This window comes from Telluria beijingensis (assembly GCF_030770395.1).
GTDB lineage: Bacteria > Pseudomonadota > Gammaproteobacteria > Burkholderiales > Burkholderiaceae_D > Telluria > Telluria beijingensis.
The window spans coordinates 773840-792112 of record NZ_CP132480.1; the positions used below are offsets into that span (position 1 = coordinate 773840).

Sequence of the window (18273 nt, forward strand, 5' to 3'; positions counted from 1 at the left end):
GTATGCAATCCGCACCGATTCTTCTTCCGCGTCGCCGCCGGTTGTTGCCGGTCGCGCTGGTCGTATTGCTGCACTGGATCGTGCTGAGCGTGCTGCTCGACGTGAACCTGGAACTGCCGCGCCACGATCCCGGCGAGGGTGGGGCGGCGACCATCCTGGCGCAAGTCTTGCCGGCCGCCGTGCCGCCACCGCCGCCGCCGCCCGCGCCCCTGCCGGTGCCGCAGTCCGAGCCGCCGCCGCTGCCCGTGATTCCGCCCTTGCCCGTCGAACTCGGCCTGCCGGCGGAGGTGGGCGGCATTGCCCCGGCCAGCGCGCCGGGTGCGACCGACGGCGTGCCCGAAGGGACCGGTACCGAGCTGGTGGCGCCCACGCCCGCGCCGGTGGAAGCGCCGCCGCCGGCGCCGCCGCCGGATATGCCTGCGCCATCGCCCGAACCCGCCGCCCCGGCAGTGCCGGAACTACGCCGCTACACGGTCGACATGCCGCCCTCGGCCACGATCACGCTCGACGTCGCCCGCACGGATAAGGACGGCACCCAGTGGTCGGGCGAGGCCGTGCTGGACTGGCAACTGAACGAAGACACCTACAAGATCAAGGTTGAAGCCGGCATCCGCGTCGTGTTTACGCGGGTCAACCTGGTGGTATTGACGAGCGAGGGCGCCGTGGCCGCCACCGGTTTCGCGCCGATCAAGATGACGGAAAAGCGGCGCGGCCGCTCGCTGACGGCGACCCATTTCGACTGGGGCGGCAACAAACTGACGTTTTCCGCCTCACAAGCGGCCTATCCGCTGGTGCCCGGCGCCCAGGACAAGGCCAGCATCCCGCTGCAACTGTCGGCGATCGCGCGTGGTGACTCCAAGCAATTGAGCGGCGAAATAGACATCTTTGTCGGCGAAGACCGCGACGCCACCGTTTACCGGTTCAAGGTGGTGGGCCAGGAAGAGATCGACACCAGGCTCGGCAAGTTGCAAACCTGGCACCTGACCCGTCCGCCGCTGCCCGGCTCGTACAAGTCGACGCTCGACATCTGGCTGGCCCCGCAACACGGCTGGTATCCGGTGCGGATTCGCAATACGGAAGCCAATGGAGCAGTAACCACGCAAACAGTGAATAATATCGACTTGAATCATTCAGGATCTTGATATGCGTCTAAGCAATATTCGAAAAGCCGGCGTGGCGTTCACGCTGGCCCTCGCCCTGGGCAGCACCACCGCCCAGGCCGCCAATCCCGCGCATCCCGTCATCAAGCGCGCCTTCGAATTGCCGCCATCGGCCGACCTGCACTATGACCTGAGCGCGCGCCAGCGCGGCCTGTCGCTCAAGGGCGACGCCACCGTCGCCTGGCGCGCCGGCGACGGCAAATACGATGTGCAGGTCGCATCGCGCGTGGCCATCCTCGGCACCCTGCTGGACAACCGCAGCCAGGGGACGATCGACGAGTTCGGCCTGGCGCCGGCCGAGTTCTCCGAAAAACGCCTGCGCAAGGACCCGACCTCGATCGCCTTCGACCGCGGCGATAAGGTGATGAGCTTCTCCGAGGGCGAAAAAACCTATCCGCTCAAGGGCGGCGAGCAGGATCGGGTATCGATCACCTGGCAACTGGCCGCGGTGGCGCGCGCCGCCGGCGACAGGTTCAAGCCGGGCTCGGAATGGCCCTTCTTCGTGGCCGGCCGCAGCAGCGCCGAAGCCTGGACCTTCAAGGTGGTCAAGCGCGAAAAGGTCAATACCGGCCTGGGCCAGGTCGATGCCGTGCTGGTCAGCCGCGAAGCCCTGCCGGACAGCCGCGACCAGAGCATCGAGGTGTGGCTGGCGCCCGAGCACGAGTGGTATCCGGTCAAGATCCGCTTCACGGAAGGCGACAAGGAAACCATCGAACAGACGCTCAAGAGTATTGCAAAACCGTAAGTCTCAAGTGTGTCTTTCCTGCAATTGCTAGCCCCCGGTCGGGGCCGGCAATCGCGGAATGACGGGTCCAGCCTGTTATACTGACGCCCCCGCGACGCCGGTCGGGCCTGTCAATACACCCGTGTCAATATTGTCAATATTGACCATCCAGGCCCGTCCCGACCGCGCACGAGAGACTGGTAACAACGATGATCGATCCACAAGCCGGCGCGTCCCTCGCTGCCGACTCCCCGGCGCTGGCGCCGGAACTTGATCCGCTGCAGGCACACTTCCAGGAAGGCATCGCTCCCGACGAAATCGAGCAAGTCTTCCACCTCAAGCGTGCCCAGCCGATGCTGTCGGCCTTCACGGCCCTGTTCCACGGCACCCAGGATGGCGTGCTGGTGCGTCTGCTCGTCCTGCGCGAACTGGCGGGCGATACTGCCACGTCGGCATTCTCGCGCGCCGACATCAACCAGAAGCTGGCCTACCTGATCCCCGAGAGCCTGGAAACGGTGCTGAACCGCCTGCGCGGCCACGGCCTGCTGGCCTGGGACGCCCCGGCTGCCGTGTACCGCATCACGCCGCTGGCGCGCAACGTCCTGTCCGCGCTCGAAACCCTGCTGGCGCTGGGCAAGCCGGAAGACGACGATGCCGAGATGGGCTTCCTGCTGTCGCAGGTGGCCGGCGCCCAGGCGGTCGGCGGCGTCACCGTCGACCAGCTGAAGCACCTGCTGGGCCGCCTGATCGAACTGACCGAGGAATTCCGCGACGCGATCGCCTCCGGCTCCGAATTCCGCCTGCGTACTTCGCAGGCCAAGTGGCATATGGCCTGCGACTGGGTGGAGAAGGGTTCGGTCATCCTGCGCGCCATCACCTCGGACGAGCGGGCCGACAGCGCCACCCACCGCGCGGCCCAGGCCATCGGCCGGGCCCAGAGCGCGCTCTTGAACATGCAGGGCATGTTCTCGCGCGCCCTGAACCAGATCGAGCGCCAGCGCGTGCACCTGGGCCAGTCCGGCCTGTCGACCACCGACGTCAAGCGCTGGCTGCTGGCCCACGAGGACCTGGCCAGCCTGGCGGCCGACGCCATCGACCGCCCGGTGACCCCGCTGTTCGCCACCCCGGCCGAGATGATCGACGTGGCCGAGACCGAGTTGCTGGCCGAGCGCGTGATCTCGACCGGCCCCAAGGGCCTGCCGAGCGGCCAGGATGCGCCGCTGACGATCAACGACAACCCGGCCATGATGGTCGAGCTGAACGACTGGATCAACAAGCTGGCCGACTTCGCCAACCTGGGCAACTTCCCCGAATTTTCGGACGTCGGGCCGCGCAAGGTGCAGCTGCACGAGTCCCTGCTGCCGGCCAGCTTTGCCCTGGCGTCCTACCGCGCTTCGCTGCTGCCGCTGCTGGGCGACGCGTCCGAGGCCAGCCTGCAGGGCGCGACCGCCGACCTGGCGCGCCTGCCGCTTACCTTCGAGGCCCGGGACGAGATGATCGCCCTGGACGACCCGGAAGTGGCGGCCATGTCGATCGCGACCCTCTCCATCAATCTAGATCTCCCTTCGGACGGCACGCCCAATGAATGACGATGCACAAATCCTGATCGCGCGCCTGCTGACCCACCAGACCCTGCGCCGCGACGACAAGATGGTCAAGCGCGCGCTGTCGGACGACCAGTTCCGCGCCGAAGTCGACAAGCGCCTGCTCGAATCGGGCCTGAAACTGCTCGACAACGTGTATGCCGACCACGTGACCGTGGCCCTGCACCGCAACGTCGAGCCGAAGATCTTCGGCGCCAAGGACATCTGGCAGAACAATAACTTCGGCCTGACCCGCGACGGCGTGGCCCTCTTGGTGGTGCTGTGGGCCCAGATCATCCTGCCCAAGCGCGAACGCCAGGAAACCCACACCACGGTGGACGACGACCAGAACGATATGTTCGAGAAGGAGACGCCGATCCCGCGCGCCGAGGATGCCTCGATCGGCATCTCGTACACCGCACTGCTGTCGGACTTCGGCGACAAGCTGGGCAAGAAGACCCGCATGGACATGAACCTGGGCGTGCTGTCCAAGCTGGGCTTCATCGAACGGCGCGGCGACGTGATCCTGGAAGGCCCGCTGCTGGACCTGATGATGGACACCGACGTGCTCAAGGAGCGCATCATCAATGGCGCACTGTCCGAAGTCTTCAAGCGCGCGCCGCTGGCGGCCGCGCCGCGCAAGGTGGCCGTCGATACCGAAGCAGCCAATGATGCAATCGTGGTCGAGCAGTCCGACGATGCCCCCGACACCCCGAACTGAGATAGCCGATGTTCCACATTAAATCACTCGAACTGGTCCACTGGGATTACTGGCAGCGGATCAAGAACATCCCGCTGGACGCCAAGATCATCACGATCGCCGGCCAGAACGGCTCGGGCAAGACCACGCTTCTCGACGCGATGCGCACCCTGTTCGGCCTCGATTGCTCGATGGGGCGCACCTACAAGCACTATGCGCGCCACTCGGGCCAGCAAAGCGCCTGGCTGCGCGCCGTGGTCGACAACAAGCCGATCGGACGCCAGCTGTCGAACCGCCCGTTCCGCCATTCCGGCTTCTTCTCGGACGACGAAGTGACCCTGTTCTGCCAGGTGCAGAAGAACGGCGGCGACTGGAAGCGCCAGTACCTGATGCGACCCGGTAACGTCGAGATCGAGGAAGTGACCGAGGCCACCGACTGGCTGGGCGTCGAGAATTACAGGAAGAGACTGGCATCAGCGGGCCTGTCGCCGGCCATGTCGAAGGTGCTGGCGCTGGAGCAGGGCGAGACCGATAAACTGTGCGAATACGCGCCGCGCCAGTTGCTGGACCTGGTGTTCCAGGTCTTCGGCGACAAGGAAGTGCTGGACGCCTACGACGAAGCCAAGCGTCACCAGCGCGATACCGAGGTCGAGCTGAAGCGCTTCGAGACCGAACTGGAGACCTCGCGCACCAACCTGGAGGGCCTGCGCCTGCGCGTGGCCAACCACCACCAATGGTCCGACCTGAACAAGGAAAAGCGCGCGCTGCAGGAAGAAGTGCTGCCGGCGCTGCAATACCATGAGGCGCGCGAAAAAGCCGCCAATAACAGCCGCATGCTGCGCGAGGCGAAGAAGCCGCTGGTGCAGGCCGACGGCCAGCTCGCCGAAAAGCGCAGCCAGTTGGCGGCACAGCAGCGCGCGCTGACCGAGGCGCAGAAGCAGGAAACCGAGCTGGAAGCCGAGGGCGGCACGCTGGCCAAGCGCCTGTCCGAAGTGAACACGCGCCTCAAACCCCTGGAAAGCCTGCTCGAGCAGCGCGACCGCCTGCAGAAGCTGTCGGCGGACGCCGGCGCCGACATCGCCGAGGTGGCGAAGCAGCTCGAAGAAAAAGAGGCCGAGCTGGCGCGCCAGAAGAGCGCGCGCGAGGCGGTATCGAACAAGATCGCCGGCGAGATGGCGACCATCTCCGCGCTGCAGGGCAAGACCTCGATGCCGGAGCCGGAAGCGCAGCGCCTGATGCGCCGCGCGCTGCGCGACGAAGGCATCGCCCACGCCATGCTGTCGGACATCGTCGAAGTGACCGATCCCAAGTGGCAGGGCGCGGTCGAGGGCGTGCTGGGCGGTTACGCCTCGGTGGTGCTGCTGGAGAACGCGAAGGATGCGCCCGCGGCCTACCGCCTGGCTGAGAAGGAACGCTATCGCCACTTCATCGTGCCGGATTGCGTCAATGCGCCGGTGGTGAAGGACGACAGCCTGCTCTCTGTTGTGCGGTTCTCCGGCAAGGCGCCGGGCTGGCTGATCGACCAGCTGGAGCGCATCGAGCGCGTCGACTCGGTCGACGAAGGTTTCAAGAGCCGTTCGGACGAGTGGATCACGCCGGACGCCTACCACCGCGAACGCCGCGGCGGCCGCTCGCTGTTCGTCGAGGCCTCGCGCTACCGTTTTGGTGCAGCGGGCAAGACCCAGCGCCTGGAAGCGATCCAGAAACTGATGCCGGCGCTGGAAAAGCGCGAAGACGAATTGACGCTGGCGATCTCGAAGCTGGCCGCCGAAGTGGGCGGCCTGAAGGCGCGCATCGCCGGCGTCGACGCCGCCAAGGAATTGTCGGCGCGCCAGGAGGAATTCGAGGAAGCGGTGCGCGCGATCACGCCGCTCAAGGCCGAGCGCCTGGAAGTCGGCGCGCGCCTGGGCGAGCTGCAGACCCTGAGCAAGAACGCCACCGTGAACCGCACCCGCGCCGACACCGTGTGGCAGAACGCGCGCATGGCCTTGTCGGAAGCCGAAGCCGGCATGCGCCTGAACCATCGCCGCCAGATCGAGCAGCGCAGCGAGCACGCCAAGGCGCTGCTGGACCTGCGCCGCGGCTGGCGTGCGGTGCCGGGCACGTGGAAGAATCCCAACTGGCGCGGCGACCTGGTGGCCAAGCACCAGAACGCGCACCAGGTCAACCTGCGCCTCGGGTCGCTGGAACATTCGCTGGCGCGCGAGGACTGGGAACTGGATCCGACCGTCATCGACCAGTATGCGCGCCTGCATGAGCAACTCGAGGCCCGCCAGAGCGAGACCGAGGAGCGCCGCTACCAGAACAATCGCGCGATCGAGGCCACGGGTAACGCGCGCGGGGCCTATATCGAACGCCTGCGCTACACGATCAAGACCTATACCAAGAACATCCGCGAACTGGGTTCGCTGGCCGGCATCGACGTCCAGGCCGACCCGGTGCGGCTGGAGAACGACGACGTGCAACTGGCCCAGGCCGGCCTGCACGTGCGCTTCAAGTTCGACGGCAAGGACCAGATCGGGATGAACGACGGCGAAGCGTCGGGCGGCCAGCAGGTGATGAAGTCGCTGGTCTTGCTCATCGGCCTGTTGAAGTCGGAAGAAGGCTCGGGAGGCTTCGTGTTCATCGACGAACCGTTCGCGCACCTGGATATCAGGAATATCCAGCTGGTCGGCGAGTTCCTGAAGAACACCGACGCCCAGTACCTGATGACGACGCCGCTGACGCACAATACCGACGTCTACGATCCTTCGGAACTGACGCTCATCACGAGCAAGAAGAAGAAGGACATGCAGTGGGCGCAGCCGATTTTCGTGCTGCAGCGCCGGAAAGAAGCCGAGAAGGCCGCGGCGTGATGACAAGGGATCCGGCAGCGTGCGGGTCCCTTTTTTTTACCCATTCGGCATGAGGTTGCCCGCTCCGATCGCGCTTTCCTGGCGCACGTTCTGGACCCTGCGCAAGCGCCATGACGGTCCGGGCTGGGCGCGCCTGCTGATCGCGAGCGGCCTGGCCATGCTGGCATGGGCTGGCCTGTGCCTGCTCGGACTGGCCGGCCTGCTGTCGGTCGACACCAGCGACCCCGCCTTCGTGCAGCGCCTGCTGGCCGGCGTGTTCCTGCTGTTCCAGGCCATCGCCCTGACCATGCTGGCGCTGGTGCGCGCGGCCGAATGGCTGCTGCCCGCCGGGCGGCTGGCGGCACTGTCGCCGGTGCGCAACTGGCGCTCGGCGCTCTGGGTGAGCGGCCTGCTGGTGATCGGCATCATGGCCGGCAACGTGGTGGGCAGCGGCTTGCTGGCGCTGCTCTATCCGGACAGCGAACTGTTCGCGTCGTCGGCGCTGCGGCGCCAGATCCGCTTCCTGCAGTTCCTGCCCTTCCTGGCGCTGGCGCACGGCATCTTCTGGCGCCTGCGGCTGCAACGCTACGCTCTTCAGGCACAGGCGGCCGAGGCACAATTGCGGCTGTTGCATGCGCAGATCGAGCCGCACTTCCTGTTCAACACCCTGGCGACCATCGAGACGCTGCTCGACGCGGAACCAGCCCGCGGACGCATGATGCTCGAAGCATTCTCCGACCACCTGCGTTCGAGCCTGGCCCAGCTGCGCGGGCCTGAGACGACGCTGGGCGCCGAACTCGAGATGGTTGGCAACTACCTGCGCCTGTTGCAGATCCGGATGGGCAGGCGGCTCGTATTCTCGATCGACGCCAGCCCTGAAGCGCGCGCTGCGCTGTTGCCGCCACTACTGCTGCAGCCCCTGGTCGAGAACGCGATCCGGCATGGGCTGGAACCGAACATCGACGGCGGCGCCGTGCGCATTCATGCCTGCGTGGGGCAGGGCAGGCTGGCGATCCGGGTCGATGACGATGGCCTGGGCCTGCAGGCGCCGCGGCGCGCGCCGCAGCCGGGCGCCGGCATGGCGCTGGAGAACATTCGTGCGCGCCTGCGCCACCGCTATGGGCCGCAGGCGAGCCTGGTGCTTGCCGCTGGCGCCGAGGGCGCCAGCGCGACGCTCGACCTGCCGTATCATTGCACCCCATGACCAGCGCCATCATCGCCGACGACGAACCGCATCTCGCACGCCACCTCGAGGGACGGCTGCGGCAATCGTGGCCGGAGCTCGACATCGTCCACGTCGCGGACAACGGCGTCGACGCCGCCAGTGCCATCGCCCGGCTGGAGCCGGACCTGGCTTTCCTTGACATCCAGATGCCCGGCCTGAGCGGGCTCGAGGTGGCGCAGGGAATCGAGGGGAATACCCGGGTGATCTTCGTGACCGCCCACGACGAATTCGCCCTGCAGGCGTTCGAGCATGCGGCGCTCGACTACCTGCTCAAGCCACTGCGTACCGAGCGCTTGCAGCGTACCATCGAACGGATACGGCAGGCCCTGGCCGCGCCGCCGGCCGTGGATGGCGCCGCGATCAATGCCGGCCTGACCCAGGCGCTACGGCAGTTGATGCGCCAGTCGACGCCCGGCGCCAGGCCACTGCGCTATGTGCGCGCCGCCGGGGGCGGGGCGGTCCATCACGTGGCGGTGGAGGAGGTGCTGTTCTTCCAGGCCGACGACAAGTACACGGTGGTGCGCACGGCCACCGCCGAATACCTGATCCGCCTCCCGATCGCCGACCTGGCGGCGCAACTCGACCCGGACCATTTCTGGCAGGTGCACCGCGCGACGATCGTCAACCTGGCCCATCTTGCCAGTACCCGGCGCGATGAGGCGAGCCGCCTGTTCCTGCGCCTGCGCGGCTATCCGGTCGAGCTGCCGGTGAGCCGCGCCTACGTGTCCCTGTTCCAGGCGATGTAGGCCCGCTCGCCATTCGTCGGCGCCATTGTCGATTCGTCGCAGCGGCGCTGCGACCCGCCCCTCGCACTGTCAAGCTGGCCTCATTGACAACCGAGGAGCCCCCCATGAAGACCCTGTTCGTTTCGCTGTCCCTGATGTCGGCCCTGGCCCACGCCGCCGACGCACCCCATGTGCCGCCGATGGCCACCATCCCGGCCGGCCAGTTCACCATGGGCAGCATGGCGCCCATGATCGGCGATGGCAGCAGCAATCCTTCCGAACAGCCGCCGCATCCGGTACGCATCGCATCCTTTCGCATGGCCCAGTACGAAACGACGGTCGGCCAGTTCCGTGCGTTCGTCGACGCGACGGGGCACAAGACCCAGGACCAGTGCTGGCAGTTCGACCGCGCCGACATGGCGGCCCTGAAGGACGTCAAATGGAACACCCCGGCCCACGCCCCGAGCGAGTTCCACCCGGTCATGTGCGTTACCTGGGAAGACGCGAACGCCTACACGGCGTGGCTGTCGGCGCAAACCGGCAGGCGCTTCAGGTTGCCGAGCGAGGCGGAATGGGAATATGCGGCGCGCGCCGGCACTACCACCAGTTATCCGTCGGGCGACGACGCCGATGGGCTGTGCAGATATGCCAATATGAAGGACCGCCGCTTCAAGGCCGCGCTCAAGCGCGACCACGGCCTCGACATGCTGGCCACCGATTGCGACGATGGCGCCGGGTACACCACCGTGGTGGGCATGTATCCGGCCAATGGCTTCGGGTTGTACGACATGATCGGCAACGTGGCGGAATGGGTGGCCGATTGCCAGCATCCCGATTACCGCGGCGCGCCGGCCGATGGCGCCGCATGGCGCGACGCCTGTGACCAGGAAGGCGATTTCTTCATCACCCGCGGCGGCAGCTACTCGGCGCCCCGATCGGTGTTGCGCAGCGCCGCCCGTGGGCATGGCGGGCGGACCAATGCCAGCAGCCTTGGCGAAGGATTCCGCATCGCCGAGGACATCGGCGCCTGCGAGGGGCAGTGCGCGGCGGGCGACGCGGGTTTCAGCGCGGGGTTGATCGCGGCGCAGCAGGCCGAGCGTGAGCGCCGCGCCCGGGCTCCCTGATCAGGCCTGGTCGATCGCCTTGCGCACCCGGCGCCGCCAGCGCAGCAGGTTCGCCGAATACCAGCCGAAGTAGCCGGCCGTGAGCCCCACGCACAGCATGGTCAGCGGGCTGTCGGTCAGCCGCGGCGTGACGATGCCCTTGCCCTGGTTGGCATACACCTCGATGCCGATGTACAGCAGGCGCGCCACCAGGATCATGGCCATCACCAGGCCCAGGCGCATGTTCGGCGTGAAGAAGTAGCCCTGCGGCGTTTCCTCGAAGCGGGTCAGTTTCAGGCCCCAGACGGCATAGCCGATGCCGCCGCCGGCGCCGACCAGCAGCGCCGCCAGGTTGTAGGGCGTGTCGAACAGCTGCGCCAGCGGCACCAGGATCATGGCGCCGAAGACCAGCACGCCGGTATAGTGGCGCGACACGATCGAGCGCTGGCGCTGCATCTGCTTCTTGATGCGGCTGTAGATGCGCCACACCAGCAGCGGGGTCAGGACGAGCAGGGCCAGGGTGGTGATCGACAATTCCATATGCGGCAAGAAGGCTGTGTTCAGGAAAAACCGCATTGTAGCCCACCGCCGCCGCGCGCCGCGCCGCCGGGCTGCATGCTAAGGTAGCTCGAATCGCATTCCTGCAAGGAGACCGCATCATGTACGCTCATCCAGCGCACCCGGCGCCGCCGCGCGCGTCCGTTCACGCCCACCGCGCCCCCGATCCGGCGCCGATCGAAGAACCGGCCCCGGAGCCGTTCGACACGCCACATCCGCACCACCAGCCGGTGCACCTGCCGCACGACGAGGAACCGGTGCCCGATCCCAAGCCGAGCTGAGAGGGCTCCCGGCACGTCCGGGATGAGCGTGCTACCATGAAACTCAGTTGCACTCTCATCCCGACGTACATGAAACACCGACTCTTCCTGTTCGACCTCGACGACACCCTGCTCGATTTCCGCGCTTCCGAACAGCGCTCCTTCATGCGCACCATGGATCAACTCGATGTGCGCGAGAACGTCGCCGACCTGTTCAACCAGTACCAGCTGACCAATCTCGCCCTGTGGCGCCGCTTCGAGCAGGGCGCCGTCACCAAGGACTTCCTCAAGGTCGAGCGCTTCCGCAAGACCTTCGCGGATAACGGCATCGAGATCGATCCGCACCGCGCCAGCGAGCTGTATCTCGAATCGCTGGCCGATACCGTGGTGCTGGTCGACGGCGCCGCCCAGCTGTGCGAAACCCTGGCCGGCATCGGCGAAGTGGGCATCATCACCAACGGCGCCCACCAGATCCAGCACCGGCGCATCGCCAGTTCGGGACTGGCCGGGCACCTGTCCTTCGTCGCCACCTCGGAAGCCTGCGGCTTCGCCAAGCCTGACAGCCGCTTCTTCGACTTCACCAGCAAGATGGCGCGCAGCTTCGCGAAGCACGAGACCGTGATCGTCGGCGACCGCCTGGACGCCGACATCCTCGGCGCCAACCGCTTCGGCATCGAGAGCTGCTGGTTCAATCCCGGCCGCCTGGCCAACGACTCGCAGGCGATCCCCAGCTGCGAGGTCGCCAGCCTGCACGATATCGTCGCCTCACTGCGCGGCCTGGCCGCCTGACGCCACCTTCTCCGGCGCGCAGCCGTCGCCGCAGACGCGGTTGCGGCCGAGGTGCTTGGCCAGGTACAGCTGGCGGTCGGCGCGGGCGACCAGCTCGCCGGCGTCCATCGGAGGAACGAGGGCGGCCACGCCGAGGCTGGCGCTGACGATGCCGGTTGAGGTGTCCTGGTGCGGCATGCACAGCGCCAGGATCTCGCCGCGGATGCGCTCCGCGACCGCCGTCGCGCCGGCCAGGTCGGTGTGCGGCAGGACGATCGCGAATTCTTCTCCGCCATAGCGCGCCGCCAGGTCGCCGTTGCGGTTGACCTGCCGCGCCAGCAGGCTGCCCACCTGCTGCAGGCAGGCGTCTCCGGCCGGATGGCCGTAGCGGTCGTTGAACTTCTTGAAGTGGTCGACGTCCAGCAGGATCAAGGCCAGCGGGGTGTTGCCGCGCAGGGCGCGCGCCAGTTCGTGCGCCAGCACGTCGTCGAAGCGGCGCCGGTTGGCCAGCCCGGTCAGGGTGTCGGAATGGGCCAGCTCCTGCAGGCCGAGATTGTCGCGCCGCAGGTCGTGCGAATAGGCGCGCAGCTTCTGGTCGAGCCGGTCGCGGATGATGAATTGCCGGATCAGCTTGCGGGCGAAGAAGGCGAACAGGGCGCTGATGGCCACGACCGCCCCTCCGATCAGCAGGCTGAAGCGCTTCCAGGGAGCGAGCAGCTCGTCCTTGGTCTGGCCCACGGCGATCACGAAGGCGAAGTCGTCGATGCGCCGGTAACTGTACAGGCGTTCGATATTGTCGATCTTGCCGACCATGAATTCCGACCCGGAAGGGTGCTTGCGGATCGCCTGGAACACGGAACCGCTCGACAGGTTGGTGCCGATCAGCTTGTCATCGAAAGGGCGGCGGTAGACCACGGTGCCGTCGTCCAGGGCCAGCAGGACCGTGCCGGTCCGGCCGACATCGAGCTCCTCGTAGATGCGTTCGAAAAAATTCACCTTCAACGTCACCAGCGCCACGCCGGCGAAGCTGCCGTCGGGATGGTCGAGGCGGCGCGAGATCGGCAGGATCCAGACGCCGGTCGAGCGGCTGCGGACCGGGTGGCCGACGTAGATGCCGCGGCCGGGATGGTTGCGGTGGTACTGGAAGTAGGCGCGGTCCGAGTTATTGCCTTGCGGGGTGCCGATGAGCGAGGTCGCCAGCCAGCGGCCGTCGGCCGCATACACGAAGATGCCGTGCAGCTCGGGCGTCGTTTCGGTCAGCACCACCAGGTGCGCCCGCAGCCGCTCGAGGGCCTCGTCGCCGATGCCGTCGTGCTCCACCCGCTCGACCACGTTGGCCAGCGCCATCGTGGTCGCCTTCATCGCCGTCTCGACCTGGACCCCCACCATGCGCGCCACGTTCGTGGTCGCCACCTCGGTCTGCTCGATCTGCGTTTGCCGCGACGACCATACCAGCCAGGCGGCAAAGGCGACCAGCAGCAGGCAGCCCAGCGTGGTGGCCAGCACCACGAGGCGCACGACCGGGCGCCGCTTGCCGCTCAGGCGGTCGACGTGGCTGTCCAGGCTGTCGGTGGATGAATTCAATGCGCCTCACCTTCGGGTGCTTGCAATCACTGTCCAAAAATTGTGCCATTAGAAAGAAAATCGTGTCGCCGGAGTGCGCCGCCGCGCGCCTGCTTGCCTGATCCTGCACAGTTGTTGCCTTTTCTTTTTGCGTGTCTCGTGCGCGGGGGGAACCTGGTCTACATTCTCGGCAATCCCATTCGAGACAAGGAGTTCGCCATGCCGATCGGCCCCGATCCATCCCATCAGCCTGCCCAGGTCGACCGCCGCGAATTCGTGCTGTCGGTGCTGTCGGTCGCCGCCGCGGGCGGCGTCGCGCCCGCGCAGGCCCAGTCCGCGGGCGCCGCGCCCGAGACGCACGGCGGCGGCGTGCCGCTCACCTTCGTCGTCAACGGCCGGCAGCACAGCGTCACGGTCGATCCGCGCACCTCCACGCTCGACCTGTTGCGCGAACACCTGGCGCTCACCGGCGCCAAGAAGGGCTGCGACCATGGCCAGTGCGGCGCCTGCACTGTCCACGTCGATGGCCGCCGCGTGGTCTCTTGCCTGACGCCGGCGCTGCAGCTCGACGGCCGCCGGGTCGACACCATCGAGGGCCTGCAAGGACCAGGCGGCAGCCTGCACCCGATGCAGCAGGCCTTCATCGACCACGACGCCCTGCAGTGCGGCTACTGCACGCCGGGCCAGATCATGGCGGCGATCGCCTGCGTGCGCGAAGGCAATGCCAGTTCCCCGGAACGCATCAAGGAATACATGAGCGGCAACCTGTGCCGCTGCGGCGCCTACAACGGCATCGTGGCCGCCGTCAAGCAGGCCGCCGGCCAGATGGAAAAGGCCTGACCATGCGTGAATTCACCCTGATCCGCGCGCGCTCGGCGCAAGACGCCGTGCAGGCCATGGCGCGCCACCCCGAAGCGCGCCTGATGGCCGGCGGCACCACGCTGTACGACCTGATGAAACTGGGCGTCGAACGTCCGCCCGCCATCGTCGACATCAACGGCGTCGACGAGCTGTCTTCCTTCGACACGTCCGGCGCGCGCGAACTGGTGTTCGGCAGCCTGGCGCGCATGAGCGACGTGGCGGCCGACCCGCGCCTGGTCGCGGACTATCCGGCGCTGTCGGAATCGCTGTGGCGCGCCGCCTCTCAGCAGCTGCGCAATATGGCCAGCCTGGGCGGCAACGTGCTGCAGCGCACGCGCTGCGCCTATTTCCGCGGCGGCGAGCCGTTCGCCTGCAACAAGCGGGCGCCGGGCAGCGGCTGCGCGGCGCTGGAGGGCATCGACCGCGGCCATGCCCTGCTGGGCGCCAGCCCGCACTGCATCGCCACCTATCCGGGCGACTTCGCGGTGGCGCTGGTCGCCTTCGACGCCATGCTCGACGTGCTGGGGCCAAGCGGCATGCGCAGCATCCCGGTCGAGGCGCTGCACCGGCTGCCGGGAGACCGGCCCGATCTCGAGACGACCCTGGCGCCGGGCGAGATCATTACGCGCATCCGGGTGCCGGCCACAAAGCTCGGGCGCGCCTCGACCTATCACAAGATCCGCGACCGCGAATCGTATGCCTTCGCCCTGAGCTCGGCCGCCGTGGCATTGACCATGAAGGGTGGCAAAGTGGAACAGGCCCGCATCGCGCTGGGCGGCGTCGCCACGAAACCGTGGCGGGCACGCGTGGCCGAGCAGGGCCTGGTCGGCCGCGAACTTACCATCGACACCGCGCTGGCGGCCGGCTTCGCCGCTTTCATGGACGCCAGGACCGGCCACCACAACGCCTTCCGCATCGAACTCGGCGCCCGCACGGTGGCCGATGCGCTGATGATCGCCGCAAAAAGGATGTGATATGAACGATTCGGCTTTCCCCAAACAGCCGCGCGTCGACGCGCGCGATAAAGTCCGCGGCGCCGCGCTGTACGCGGCCGACCAGGTGCGGCCCGGCATGCTGCATGCGATGCTGGCCGTGTCCACCATCAACCGTGGCGAAGTGCTGTCCATCGATACCAGGGCCGCGCGGGCAACTGCCGGCGTGCGGCTGGTGCTGACCCATGCCGACATGGCCGAGTACAAGCCGGCTGGCCACGTGCTGGCCGGCGGCTTTGCCTTCCAGAGTACGCAGCCGATGCTGTCGTCGAAGATCGCCTACCGCGGCCAGCCGATCGCGCTGGTGGTGGCCGAGACGCTGGAGGCGGCGATCGAAGCGGCTGCATCGGTCAAGGCGAAGTACGAGGAGCAGCCGTCCCAGCTCACGCTCGACGCGCCGGACAAGGACATCGTGCCGCAGCAAGGTTCGCCGCTACCGCAGCAGATGTTCGCCGACAAGGTGGCGGGCGATGCCGATGCCGCCCTGGCCGGCGCGGTTCATCGGATCGACGCCGAATACCTGCATCCGCCCCAGCACCAGAACCCGATCGAGTTGATCTCGACGGTCGCCGAATGGCGCAAGGGGACGCTCGTGATCCACGAGGGCACGCAGAACAGCGGGGCGATCCGCCATGGCCTGGCGCGCCAGCTGGGCCTCGACCCGGCGCGCATCGAGGTGATCTCGCCGCAGTGCGGCGGCGGCTTCGGCCTCAAGAATTCGCTGCAGATGCAGACCCTGCTGGCGGCGGTCGCGGCGCGCAAGCTGGGCCAGCCGGTCAAGCTGGTGGTGCCGCGCGGCCAGCTGTTCCACGACGCCAGCTTCCGCCCGGCCAGCCGCCACCGCATCCGGCTCGGCGCCGACGCCGCCGGCAAGATCGTGGCCGCGGTGCACGAGGCCGACCAGCAGACCTCGCGCCACGACCTGTTCCCGGCCTCGTATGCCGAGATGACGGCGCGCCTGTACGGCATCCCGAACTTCCGCGGCCGCGAGCGGCTGGTGCGCACCGACGTGCAGACGCCGGGTTATATGCGGGCGCCGTTCGAGCAGCCGGCGTCCTTCGCCTTCGAGTCGGCAGTGGATGAACTGGCCCGGCAACTGGACATCGATCCGGTGGAACTCAGGCTGCGCAACGATACGCAGATCGATGCGTTGTCGGGCAAGCCGCTGTCGTCGCGCTTCCTGGCCGAATGCCTGCGCGAAGGCGCACGCCGCTTCGGCTGGAGCCGGCGCGACGCGCGGCCGGCATCGATGAAGGCTGCGGACGGCGGCGCCATCGGCTGGGGCGTGGCCTGCGGCGCCTACAAGGCCGCGACCAGCCCCGCCATCGCGCGCATCGCGGCCACGCGCGACGGCCGCATCCTGTTCACGGTGGCCGGGCACGAGATGGGGCAGGGGATGCGCACCGCGATCGCCAATGTCCTTGTGCGGCAACTGGGCGTCGAGCCGCAGGCGCTCGCGATCCAGATCGGCGACACGCGCGGCGCGCCGCAGCACCTGACCGCGGGCTCCTGGGGCACGGCCAGCGTGGTGCCGGCGGCCGAGGAGGCGGCGCAGGCGCTGAAGGACGCGCTGGCGCAGCTGGCGCCCGGTCATGACGCCCGCTTGACACCGGCCGAGGTGCTGGCGCTGGCGCAGCGCGAGCGCATCGAGGCCGAGGTGCGGCGCAAGGCGCCGGGCCAGCCGGATGCCGTCTACGGCCGCCTGCAGGGCGGCATGCCGGCGCCCGCGGGGCCGGTGTATCCGGAGTTCGTATCGATGAGCTATGCGGCCCATTTCGTCGAAGTGAATATCGAGCCGGTGACGCGCCGCATCCGCGTGGCGCGCGTGGTCAGCATGATCGATTGCGGGCGCGTGGTCAGCCCGGTGACGGCCGACAGCCAGGTGCGCGGCGGCGTGGTGTGGGGCATCGGCGCCGCCCTGCGCGAGATCAGCGAAGTCGATCCGCGCTACGGCGGCTTCCTGAACGCCGACCTGGCCGAATACGTGCTGCCGGTGCATGCCGACATCCAGCAGATCGACGTCGGCTTCATCGACCGGCCCGACCCGCTGCTCAATGCGGCCGGCGTGAAGGGCCTGGGCGAAGTGGCGATGGTGGGCGTGGCGGCGGCGATCGCCAATGCCGTTCACCATGCAACCGGCAAACGCATACGCAAGCTACCGATCCGGATCGAGGACGTGCTTTAGATCTCGGCCAACTCGGGCGCGGCGGCGGTGGCCGGCCGCCGCGCATCGCGCCGCGGCGGCGCGCCGAACAGGCGCGCATACTCGCGCGTGAACTGCGAGGTGCTTTCATAGCCGACCTCGAACGCCGCCTTGTAGGCAGTCACGCCTTCATACAGCATCAGGCGCCGCGCCTCGATCAGGCGCAGGCGTTTCTGGTACTGCACCGGCGTGAGCGAGGTGTAGTCCTTGAAGTGCTTGTGGAAAGCCGACAGGCTCATCGACGCGGCCTGGGCCAGCTCTTCGACCCGCAGCTTCTGGCGGTAGGACAGGCGCAGCATCGCCACCGCGCGGTTCAGGCGCACCGGGTGCGCCTCGGGCGCCATCGTCGCCCGCAGCTGCCGGCCATGCGCGCCGTTCAGGAGCCAGAAATGCAGCTCGCGCATCAGCCCCGGGTGCAGGATCGGGATCGCCTCGGGGTGCGCCACCAGGCGCATCAGGCGGCCGGCGCAATCGAGGATCGCCGCGTCGACGTCCTGCACCAGCATCGTCGCTGCCGGGTCGGGCGGCGCTGGCGCCGCTTCGCGCAACTGGTCTGCCAGCTCGGACAGCAGGGCCATGTCGAGTTCGATCGCCAGCGCGATATACGGCCGTTCGCCGGATGCGGTGACTACCTGGCCGGTGACGGGCAGATCGGCGCTGACGATGACGGCCTGGCCTTCGGCGCACAGCTTTTCCTGGCGCCCGGCCAGCAGGTGTTTTTCGCCCTGCAGCACCAGGCAGACCAGCGGCCGGTAGGTGGATTCGAGCTTGTCGCCCGGCTGGTCGAGGCACATCATGCGCAGGCCGGGTACGGGCGTGAGCGCCAGGCCGTCACGGTTGGCGTGGGCCCGGGCATAGGTGGCGACGGCGTCGAGTAATTCCTGGTTCATGGCGCCCAGTGTGCCGCCGGTATGCGCCGCTGTCCAGCAGTGCGTGGCGGCATTCATGCGGACGCGTCATAAGCCTGATGAAGGAATCGGTCTTACTGCGCGTGTTGACAAAGGATATATTCAA

The 18273-nt window shown here is 67.7% G+C and carries 16 protein-coding genes; 13 read left to right on the top strand and 3 right to left on the bottom strand.

The features are described from left to right. The first annotated feature begins 2 nt into the window (after window positions 1–2). The 8 genes from Q9246_RS03470 (at window position 3) to Q9246_RS03505 (ending at window position 10075) form a co-directional block, all read left to right on the top strand. On the top strand, window positions 3–1142 hold the full coding sequence (locus Q9246_RS03470) for a DUF3108 domain-containing protein (protein WP_306395481.1): 1140 nt from the start codon (window positions 3–5) through the stop codon (window positions 1140–1142). A gap of 1 nt (window position 1143) precedes the next feature. Beyond that, a complete protein-coding gene (locus tag Q9246_RS03475; protein ID WP_306395482.1) occupies window positions 1144–1905 on the top strand; it encodes a DUF3108 domain-containing protein in 762 nt (253 codons plus the stop codon). Between the two features lie 188 nt (window positions 1906–2093). Continuing rightward, window positions 2094–3473: a hypothetical protein gene (locus Q9246_RS03480; RefSeq protein WP_306395484.1), complete on the top strand. Its 1380-nt coding sequence runs from the start codon at window positions 2094–2096 to the stop codon at window positions 3471–3473. Further along, the gene (locus Q9246_RS03485; RefSeq protein WP_306395485.1) at window positions 3466–4188 is read left to right on the top strand and encodes a hypothetical protein; all 723 of its coding nucleotides are present in this window, start codon (window positions 3466–3468) and stop codon (window positions 4186–4188) included. Before Q9246_RS03480 ends, Q9246_RS03485 begins: the two co-directional genes overlap by 8 nt. 8 nt (window positions 4189–4196) lie before the next feature. Further along, window positions 4197–7022 (top strand): ATP-binding protein, encoded by a 2826-nt coding sequence (locus Q9246_RS03490; protein WP_306395486.1) that lies wholly within the window; start codon window positions 4197–4199, stop codon window positions 7020–7022. A 49-nt stretch (window positions 7023–7071) separates the two neighbouring features. Continuing rightward, a complete protein-coding gene (locus Q9246_RS03495; protein WP_306395488.1) occupies window positions 7072–8205 on the top strand; it encodes a sensor histidine kinase in 1134 nt (377 codons plus the stop codon). Continuing rightward, window positions 8202–8972 (top strand): LytR/AlgR family response regulator transcription factor, encoded by a 771-nt coding sequence (locus Q9246_RS03500; RefSeq protein WP_306395490.1) that lies wholly within the window; start codon window positions 8202–8204, stop codon window positions 8970–8972. The genes Q9246_RS03495 and Q9246_RS03500 overlap by 4 nt, the downstream gene beginning before the upstream one ends. A gap of 104 nt (window positions 8973–9076) precedes the next feature. After that, window positions 9077–10075, top strand: a complete 999-nt coding sequence (locus tag Q9246_RS03505) for a formylglycine-generating enzyme family protein (RefSeq protein ID WP_306395491.1) — start codon at window positions 9077–9079, stop codon at window positions 10073–10075. Here the strand turns inward: Q9246_RS03505 and Q9246_RS03510 are convergent, their stop codons facing one another. Then, a complete protein-coding gene (locus Q9246_RS03510; protein ID WP_306395493.1) occupies window positions 10076–10594 on the bottom strand; it encodes a CcdC protein domain-containing protein in 519 nt (172 codons plus the stop codon). A 119-nt stretch (window positions 10595–10713) separates the two neighbouring features. Between Q9246_RS03510 and Q9246_RS03515 the strand changes: the two genes are divergently transcribed. Continuing rightward, on the top strand, window positions 10714–10893 hold the full coding sequence (locus Q9246_RS03515) for a hypothetical protein (RefSeq protein WP_306395494.1): 180 nt from the start codon (window positions 10714–10716) through the stop codon (window positions 10891–10893). A gap of 69 nt (window positions 10894–10962) precedes the next feature. Continuing rightward, window positions 10963–11661, top strand: a complete 699-nt coding sequence (locus tag Q9246_RS03520) for a YjjG family noncanonical pyrimidine nucleotidase (RefSeq protein WP_306395495.1) — start codon at window positions 10963–10965, stop codon at window positions 11659–11661. Here the strand turns inward: Q9246_RS03520 and Q9246_RS03525 are convergent. Further along, on the bottom strand, window positions 11638–13224 hold the full coding sequence (locus Q9246_RS03525; RefSeq protein ID WP_306395496.1) for a GGDEF domain-containing protein: 1587 nt from the start codon (window positions 13222–13224) through the stop codon (window positions 11638–11640). The genes Q9246_RS03520 and Q9246_RS03525 overlap by 24 nt on opposite strands. 198 nt (window positions 13225–13422) lie before the next feature. Here Q9246_RS03525 and Q9246_RS03530 point away from each other — a divergent pair, with 198 nt between their 5' ends. The 3 genes from Q9246_RS03530 to Q9246_RS03540 are packed head-to-tail and all read left to right on the top strand — an operon-like array spanning window position 13423 to window position 17241. Continuing rightward, on the top strand, window positions 13423–14043 hold the full coding sequence (locus Q9246_RS03530; RefSeq protein ID WP_306395497.1) for a (2Fe-2S)-binding protein: 621 nt from the start codon (window positions 13423–13425) through the stop codon (window positions 14041–14043). Window positions 14044–14045: 2 nt separating this feature from the next. Continuing rightward, window positions 14046–15038 carry an FAD binding domain-containing protein gene (locus tag Q9246_RS03535; RefSeq protein WP_306395498.1) on the top strand — a complete coding sequence of 331 codons (993 nt, stop codon included), beginning with the start codon at window positions 14046–14048 and terminating at the stop codon, window positions 15036–15038. Between the two features lies 1 nt (window position 15039). Next, complete coding sequence (locus Q9246_RS03540; RefSeq protein ID WP_306395499.1) at window positions 15040–17241, top strand: xanthine dehydrogenase family protein molybdopterin-binding subunit; 2202 nt, start codon at window positions 15040–15042, stop codon at window positions 17239–17241. Here the strand turns inward: Q9246_RS03540 and Q9246_RS03545 are convergent. Beyond that, the gene (locus Q9246_RS03545; protein WP_306395500.1) at window positions 17238–18206 is read right to left on the bottom strand and encodes an AraC family transcriptional regulator; all 969 of its coding nucleotides are present in this window, start codon (window positions 18204–18206) and stop codon (window positions 17238–17240) included. The two genes, Q9246_RS03540 and Q9246_RS03545, sit on opposite strands and share 4 nt — an antisense overlap. Between the last annotated feature and the right edge of the window lie 67 nt (window positions 18207–18273).